This window comes from Actinomyces succiniciruminis, from assembly GCF_900002405.1.
In the GTDB taxonomy this organism is placed as follows: domain Bacteria; phylum Actinomycetota; class Actinomycetes; order Actinomycetales; family Actinomycetaceae; genus Actinomyces; species Actinomyces succiniciruminis.
Genome location: NZ_LK995484.1, coordinates 47,664 through 54,577 on the forward strand (window position 1 = coordinate 47,664; position 6,914 = coordinate 54,577).

The following is a 6,914-nucleotide window of genomic DNA, read 5'->3' on the forward strand; positions in this document are numbered from 1 at the left end:
GGGGGAGGGGACGAAGGGGACTCAGCCCGGCGGTGGGGGTGAGGCGGCGAGCCCCGGGCGGGGTGTTAGGACGCGGACGACGGGCCCGGCGGGAGATGCGGCTCACAGGGGCGAGGGTACCGCAGAGGTGGTGACAATCTTGGGAAAACGGGGTAGCTCGGTCTTGAGGGAGCTTTGCCAGAGGAACCTGAACAACCGCCTCTGACCAACTCTGGGCTCATGACAGGAACGGTACGCGTAAGTATGTGGGAGATATCGGTGGCACAGACGTTCGTTCAGGCTGATCCGTAGACCTCGAAGCCGCCCTTTGTCACCGTCTGTACGTAGGACGCGGCACCTGCAATCAGACGTAGCTGTTCATCACTCGCTGAACCAATACTCATGCCGGGTTGCGCGATGATCGTTGTGAACCGAGGAAGCAGAGTAGGCGCTTTCTGCCTGATCATGTGCAGTGTCTTACGGTCGCCTATCTCAAATGGGGAATGTTTGAAGGTCTTTATGTAATTAGTAGTTCGGCGGGCGAGATGATCGAGAAGCGGCGAGGCTGCCATGTCTCGCCATCGTGCGCCCCGCATCGCTTGACCGCAGACTTCATAAAGATCTGCAAGGCGGGCCCCGGGCGCAGGTTGTGACGAATACTTGCAGTGTACGAGAGTGACGTGCAGGTCGCCGGCCTCAACCCTGAGCCCGACTAGGTCGGCTGCTTCGCCGGACCTATCGTCGTCAATGAGAACGTCGAAGGTTCGGTTGTCCATTAGGTAGCGTGCCATGAATGCTTGAATCGAGTCTTTACGCCGGTCTGGGCCTTGCGATTCGACCTTAATATCCACGCCGTTCTCGGCCCACTTGAGTGGTCGCAATTGATCGCGCGGATATGGTGGTAGCTCGGACCGTGATTCCAATAACCGGTCATCGCTGGTGATTAGCCGGTCGCCGGCTAGTAGAAGAGTGGGCTTATGGTCGTTCAGCCACTTAGACAACGTAACAGCCTGCCTGTGTCCACCTTCCACGATAGCTTCGTCTTCCATGGCACGATAATGAACACCTGAAGCTCCGAAACGCCCCTCATACTTAAGGTTCCATGATGGCGTGACTACGGAGAAACGAAGCGGCCCCTCCACTCCATAATCGTCGACCTTAAGTTCGGCATCGGTTAAAAAGACGTCGCGCTTATTGTAAACAATTCGGGGTATGGTCTCAGTTCCGAGGTAAAGGCTCCAGGGCCATTCGATCGCAAGGCACGGATAAGGTGGGCGTTCCTTGACGTCTATAGGGATGATCATGTCGCGGAACAGGGAGTGGACGTCAATGGTTGAGTCCCGGAGTTTTCTGCCTTGTTCATGGCACCACCATCGCCATTCGGCGAGATTTGACGCGGTCCGTGTTGACCAGAAACGTCCCGACAACGCTGCTGCAATAGTGATGCGTTCCCCTTCCTGAAATGCCTTAGCTGCTATATGGGTGTTGGCTTTGTGGGAGCGTTCGGCTTCGGTGAGCGCGGTCTCGACGTCGCTGCCCACGTGCATGGAGAATCGTTTGTCGCGGTCTCTGACATCAAGGAGTCCTATGTTCGTCGGTATAAGACGGTCGAGGTTGGAGAAGACCTTGAAAGCGTCGTAACCTTTGACAGGAATTGCCTCGTGGCCGAGTATCGCCTTGACCAGGTCGTCCAGGACACGTCTTGTATCGGAGCAATGGACATAGAGCAGCCCCAGTGCTCGGTCCAGAAAGAGCGCAATCAGCGTATAGTCAGTGGTCCGTAAGGACGGGATTCTCCCCCACCGGAGGTCTGAGACGTTCTCGATCACGAACCATGCCATAGTATTCTCGCGGTTGACGCTGATCGTATCGTCCAAGATCGCGTCGCCGTAGACGTCGCGTGCGGCGAATGGATCCCAGTCATCTGTTGTCGTCGCAAAGGCGCGAGCGCTCATTTTCGGCTGGAGGAGGCCAACTGGTACCTCGGGCGGGTTATCGACGAATGACGCCTCGAACCTACTGACCTCATCGGCGCGTTCTGTTGCTCGCTCCGTGGTGTCGCTGAGTACCTTGTCCCAATCGGGGTCCTCACGCAGGAGGGACCGTAGCGGCGAGAGTGCATGCCTTGGTTCCTGCCGAATGAAGACGCTAGCTTTGCCGATTGGGACCGGGGCGGAAGTGCGAGCGAGTCGCCCGATGAGCTGGACCATAGGGCTGAGAGACTGGTGTGTGTCATGAAATGCTCCGACTTTGAGCGTGGGAAGGTCAAAACCTTCTCCGAGCATGTCGACACAGACAATAACCCGACTCAATCGATCCCGCATAGCTTGGACTGCTGCGTCCCGTTCGGCAGCAGGTAGCGAATCGTAGATAACCTTAGGATGGAGATCAGGGGCGAGGCTGGAGTACAGTGCATGGACCTCGTCGGCTCGCTGTTTCGTTCCGACTCTGGCCAACAGTAGGTGCTCATAGCCAGCTCGTAAATCGTCGCGAAGCCTGGCTAAGGCGGCGTTTGCGAGTGCTTCGTCGTCGCCATCAAGATCGAGAACTGCAGTAAAATCGATTTTGCTGAAGTACCCTTCACGCTGTGCCTCCCGGAGAGGAAATCGATAGATAATGCGCCCTGGCAGTGTTCGGCCATCGCGCCGGTAAGGAGTTGCGGTGAATAGCAGTACCGGACGCTCGTCGAAGGTATGGATAATCTCCGCCCATGTTCGCGCGCACGCGTGGTGTGCCTCGTCGACCAGGAGGTGGGTGAAGCCGGAGAAGAATGACGCGCGAACGGAGGGTGTCGATGCGCGGATGGCGCTTGGAGTTGCGACAACGACGTTGCAGGCGGCTACGAAACTTGTGGCCGCCTCTTCACTTTCGAATCGTCCCGCAACACGCCCGACCCGCGGCCTCAGCGCGGTAGCTCGGACGATTTCCTCTCGTTGGAGAATTCCTAGAGTTTCGAACTTCGATGCGATCTGGTCTCGCAGGGCGGAGGAAGGGGCCACTACAAGTACGTGTTCCGGGCGCTGTGCGACCAGCCACGCGAGCATCGTTTCGGTCTTACCTGTTCCTGTAGGCATGACCACGATCCCGGGTTCGGTCATGCCGGAAGATTGGTAGCCAATAATCGAATGTAATGCACCGATCTGCGGGCGGCGGAGACTGTGTGGGCGGCTGTGTGGCGTGAACCCGATCGCTCCGTCGAAGGAGTTGCGAACGGCTTCTGTAGGTGTTGGCTCCCGCTGCCCGACCCAAGTGACTGTGGTGTCGGTGACGCCATCGGCGGGAATTAAGGCCCGGAGTTCGCCGTCTGCTGGAGTGACGTAATCGGGTGTTGTGGGCCACTCGCCGTAACGGCTGCGAATGCGCGGAGGCACTTCATTTGTCAGTTCAAGTCCGTCATGTGCCGGAACGAGCAGCTGTCGGATCATGTTCTTGCCGACGGTGCTCACCTGTGCCCAGACCTCATCGGTTCTCAAAGAAACTGTAGCGGTCATGACTCGCTTCGTAGCTCTCGCATCGGTTCTTCGTCGGGAGGAGTGAAGATGGCCGGTGGTTCCTGGAATACTGCGGGTTGTTGATGATCTTGCTGTTCTGGGTGAGGGACACCTTCAAGGTGAATGCTACAGCATGCGTGTATCCGGACGTGGGGGTGCAGGTGGGGCGCGTGGCGCCGGTGTGTGTGGCCGGTGTGGTACTGCTGGGAGAGACGGCGCTTGCTGTGGGTGTATGGGTGGGGCCTTGATCCGGCGTTGGTGCTGTGGTGCGGAGATGGGGCTGTGCATGATCCGGGTGAGACCGCTTGCGATCTGGCGCTGAGTGTGGCTGGGGGCGGGGACTGCTAGTCGGACTTGGTCCGGTTCTGATGCGAGCTGGCGGCGCTCGGGCGGGTTGCATCGCATCCGGCGGATACACGCTGGAGTAGGACATTGAGGCGGTTCAGAAGGCGATTATGAAGGCGCGCTCGAGTGCGGGAGCTGGTAGGCCGCTATGCGCTGGATGCCTTCATCAGTGCTGGAGGGGTCGGGTGGTTGACATGGAGTCACCTGGCCGACGCGCACTACGAGAAGCGGTACCAGGGGCGCATGGGCGGGGACTAGCGTATATGAGCAAGATGTACATCTTGGGCGTTATTGCTCATACTGAGCATCATGATCGAGATCAGTGTCTCCGCCGCACGCAGCAGGCTCGCTGACGTCATTGATGACGCCCGCGTGCACCATGCACCCATCTTCCTCACCCGCAGGGGCCGTCGCGTTGCGGCGGTCATCGATGCGGAGGACCTTGAGCGCCTGACCGAGGCGGCGGAGGACCTTGAGGACATCAAGGCGGCCGAAGCGGCTCGCGCGGAGGTCGCCGAGCACGGCACGATTCCCTGGGATGAGGTCAAGGCGGACCTCGGGCTGGCATGACGTACCGGATCGAGTTCAGCCCTGCCGCCGCGCGCCAGCTGCGCAAGCTGAATGGCCGAGCCCGGCTCCGCGTTCAGGCGGTGGTTGAGCTGCTGGCACAAGAGCCCCGCCCCTCTGGCGCGAAGAAGCTCGTCGGAGGGCGGGGCGAGTGGCGCGTGCGCACCGGCGACTACCGCATCGTCTACGAGGTCGACGACGGTGTGCTGCTGGTTCTGGTCCTCGCCGTCGGGCACCGCCGCGAGGTCTACCGGCGCAGGTAACTACTAGTCGTGGCCATTACGGCTCGAGAGTGCGCTGAGTGCCTTGCCGCTGCCCCGTGTGTCGGTGGGCGAGGGGCCTGCGGCAGGCGGTGTCACAATTGATGACAAACGGGGTCGGCGGCGTTGGACTCGTCGGACGAATCGCCGGAATTATGCGGGTGCCGTGCTGGCTCTTGAAGGCTGCCGGTGGTGTTTGTCATCGATTTTGACACCGTGCCCCTCGGGCGCGTCTGGCGCGCGGACCGGCGTCGGTAGACGGCGTGTGCGACGGTTCATCACCTGGACCGCCTCTACAGTGGTGTCTGGGTTTGAGTTGAACTGTGGCGCCTACGAGCTCGGCCATCTCGTAATGCACTCCCAGCACCAGGACGAAGACGTCGAGACACAGGCGAGTGCCTTCGCTGCCGAGTTCCTGATGCCTGAGCACGTCATACGTCCCCAGTTGCGTGCGCTCACCCTCGGCAGGCTTCTTGACCTCAAGCAGGAGTGGGGTGTGCCCATGCAGGCTCTCATGGAGCGGGCGCACGCCCTCGGCGCCGTCAGCGCACAGGAGCGTCAGGGCTTCTATAAGCGACTCTTGCGTCGCGGGTGGCGTAAGCAGGAACCCGGCAGCGACACGTTGCCCCCGAGACGCCCCGCCTGGCAGCGAGCGTCGGGAAGGCCCTTGCCGACGCCGGGCTCACCGACGCCGAAATCCGCGAACTCGCCGCCGTCGCACCCGGCAGCCCCTCGCCACTCGTCCCCGAGGCGTGCGGCCTGCATCTGGTCGCATGACAGGTTGGCACTTCAGACCTGACAGACTGGCTTGCCAACTGATGGGCTGGTGTTTGCCGCCGGGCTCGTCGGTCAACGTTGTTACTCTCACGGGTGAGACCAGGCCTCGCGCTGTCATGCCATGGTCGTGTGTATGGGGTTTCCAGGGGAGGACTGAGCCATGAGGACTGTCGAAGAGATGCTGGACGAGGCCGAGAACGCCAATGGTGGCGAGGGACCAGATCCTTTGGTGACGGTCGACGATCCTGCTCTCGCGCGAATCGCGGTCGCGCAGGTGCGTGCGCGCGCTGCCGAACACGCACTAGATGAGTCCGTGATGGCGGCGCGTGAGGCCGGCCGGTCGTGGCAGGCGATCGGCGATGTGCTCGGCATGGCCCGCGAATAAGCGAACAAACGACTCCGCTCTGGCTGGCTTCCGCCAGCATTGTGGGCAGCGTTGGTGGGGTGCCATCCCTTGGCACACTTCTCACGGATGAGTACCATGGCAGTACAACAGGCTCACAAGCGGAGGGGAATGGTGGAGCTCGACACGCGTATTCAGGTCCGTACCAACAGCCAGCTCAAGGAGCAGGCCACGAGGACTCTTGACCGGATGGGCATAGACATGCCCACTGCGATCAACATGTTCCTCAGCCAGATCGTCCACGACCAGAGGCTGCCCTTCCAGCCGAGTCTCACCCCCTACGCCGTTGCGATCCGCGAGGCCGAGGCGGAACCGGCTATCAGGGTCCGAGACGTCGACGAGTTGATGGACCTCATCGACCGTGCGTGAACGTGAGATCGCCTATCGTCCGGCCTTCCTACGCGACGTGAAACGGCTCAAACGCAAGCACTACAACATGGACGCGCTCAAGATCGCGATCCAGGCAGTCGCGGAACGGCGCACCGACTGGCTTAAGCGGCATCGCGACCACCAGCTCACGGGCAACCTTGCGGCCTACCGTGACCTACACATCGCGGCCGACTGGCTACTCCTGTACACCATCGATGCCGACGGCACTCTCATACTGGCGCGCACCGGCAGCCATGACGAACTCCTTTGACGCAGCCCCAAGGGTTGTGGAGGGCCGCGGTGTGCCTCTCGCCACTGGTGGCAACGGGTAAGAGCTCGTGTCGGTAGGTGCGACGTGAGTATTTGGAGCATGAGGTTTCGAAATCAGCGGGTTGTCGGTGCGCGGCCTTGCTTCGAAGGACAGTCGTAACTCGTCCGGTTCGGGTCAAGTCCTGCGTGGTGGTGTAGTGGTTCAAGCCCTTCCTTGGGTCGGGGTTAGGTGTGTTGTGTGGTGGTGAGTTGCTCGGGTTCCTCTGAGTTGGCGGCGGCGTTGTAGGCCTTACAGGGAGAGGTAGCGGCGGCCTTCTGCCCATCCGTCGGTCTGCTCGGTCAGGACGGCGCCGACGCGGCGGGTGACGGCTTCCCGGTGGGGGAAGATGTTGACGCTGTCGTACCTGGTGCAGGGGCTCGGCAAAGTCGTTGGTTGGTTAGGGGGTTGTTAGG

General features: G+C 60.9%; 7 protein-coding genes. 6 read left to right on the forward strand and 1 reads right to left on the reverse strand.

Translation table 11 applies throughout. The features are described 5' to 3' along the window. Window positions 1-275: 275 nt before the first annotated feature. Window positions 276-3,470, reverse strand: a complete 3,195-nt coding sequence (locus BN1056_RS04720; protein ID WP_210579473.1) for a DEAD/DEAH box helicase — start codon at window positions 3,468-3,470, stop codon at window positions 276-278. Window positions 3,471-4,124: 654 nt separating this feature from the next. Here BN1056_RS04720 and BN1056_RS04725 point away from each other — a divergent pair. From BN1056_RS04725 to BN1056_RS04750, 6 genes are all read left to right on the forward strand, one after another. After that, window positions 4,125-4,385 carry a type II toxin-antitoxin system Phd/YefM family antitoxin gene (locus BN1056_RS04725; RefSeq protein ID WP_244671504.1) on the forward strand — a complete coding sequence of 87 codons (261 nt, stop codon included), beginning with the start codon at window positions 4,125-4,127 and terminating at the stop codon, window positions 4,383-4,385. Continuing rightward, window positions 4,382-4,645, forward strand: coding sequence for a type II toxin-antitoxin system RelE family toxin (locus tag BN1056_RS04730; RefSeq protein WP_210579474.1), 264 nt, complete (start codon window positions 4,382-4,384; stop codon window positions 4,643-4,645). The genes BN1056_RS04725 and BN1056_RS04730 overlap by 4 nt, the downstream gene beginning before the upstream one ends. A gap of 298 nt (window positions 4,646-4,943) precedes the next feature. Then, window positions 4,944-5,441: an ImmA/IrrE family metallo-endopeptidase gene (locus BN1056_RS15045; RefSeq protein ID WP_425306102.1), complete on the forward strand. Its 498-nt coding sequence runs from the start codon at window positions 4,944-4,946 to the stop codon at window positions 5,439-5,441. Window positions 5,442-5,579: 138 nt separating this feature from the next. Then, window positions 5,580-5,804, forward strand: coding sequence for a hypothetical protein (locus tag BN1056_RS04740; RefSeq protein WP_210579477.1), 225 nt, complete (start codon window positions 5,580-5,582; stop codon window positions 5,802-5,804). Window positions 5,805-5,900: 96 nt separating this feature from the next. Next, window positions 5,901-6,191, forward strand: coding sequence for a type II toxin-antitoxin system RelB/DinJ family antitoxin (locus BN1056_RS04745; RefSeq protein WP_210579479.1), 291 nt, complete (start codon window positions 5,901-5,903; stop codon window positions 6,189-6,191). After that, window positions 6,184-6,462: a type II toxin-antitoxin system RelE/ParE family toxin gene (locus BN1056_RS04750; protein WP_210579481.1), complete on the forward strand. Its 279-nt coding sequence runs from the start codon at window positions 6,184-6,186 to the stop codon at window positions 6,460-6,462. Before BN1056_RS04745 ends, BN1056_RS04750 begins: the two co-directional genes overlap by 8 nt. The last annotated feature ends 452 nt before the right edge of the window (window positions 6,463-6,914 follow it).

Bases quoted from the DNA above. Each gene is read 5' to 3' on its own strand.
- BN1056_RS04720 (WP_210579473.1), bottom strand. From the start codon at position 3,470: ATGACCGCTACAGTTTCTTTGAGAACCGATGAGGTCTGGGCACAGGTG.
- BN1056_RS04725 (WP_244671504.1), top strand. From the start codon at position 4,125: ATGATCGAGATCAGTGTCTCCGCCGCACGCAGCAGGCTCGCTGACGTC.
- BN1056_RS04730 (WP_210579474.1), top strand. From the start codon at position 4,382: ATGACGTACCGGATCGAGTTCAGCCCTGCCGCCGCGCGCCAGCTGCGC.
- BN1056_RS04740 (WP_210579477.1), top strand. From the start codon at position 5,580: ATGAGGACTGTCGAAGAGATGCTGGACGAGGCCGAGAACGCCAATGGT.
- BN1056_RS04745 (WP_210579479.1), top strand. From the start codon at position 5,901: ATGGCAGTACAACAGGCTCACAAGCGGAGGGGAATGGTGGAGCTCGAC.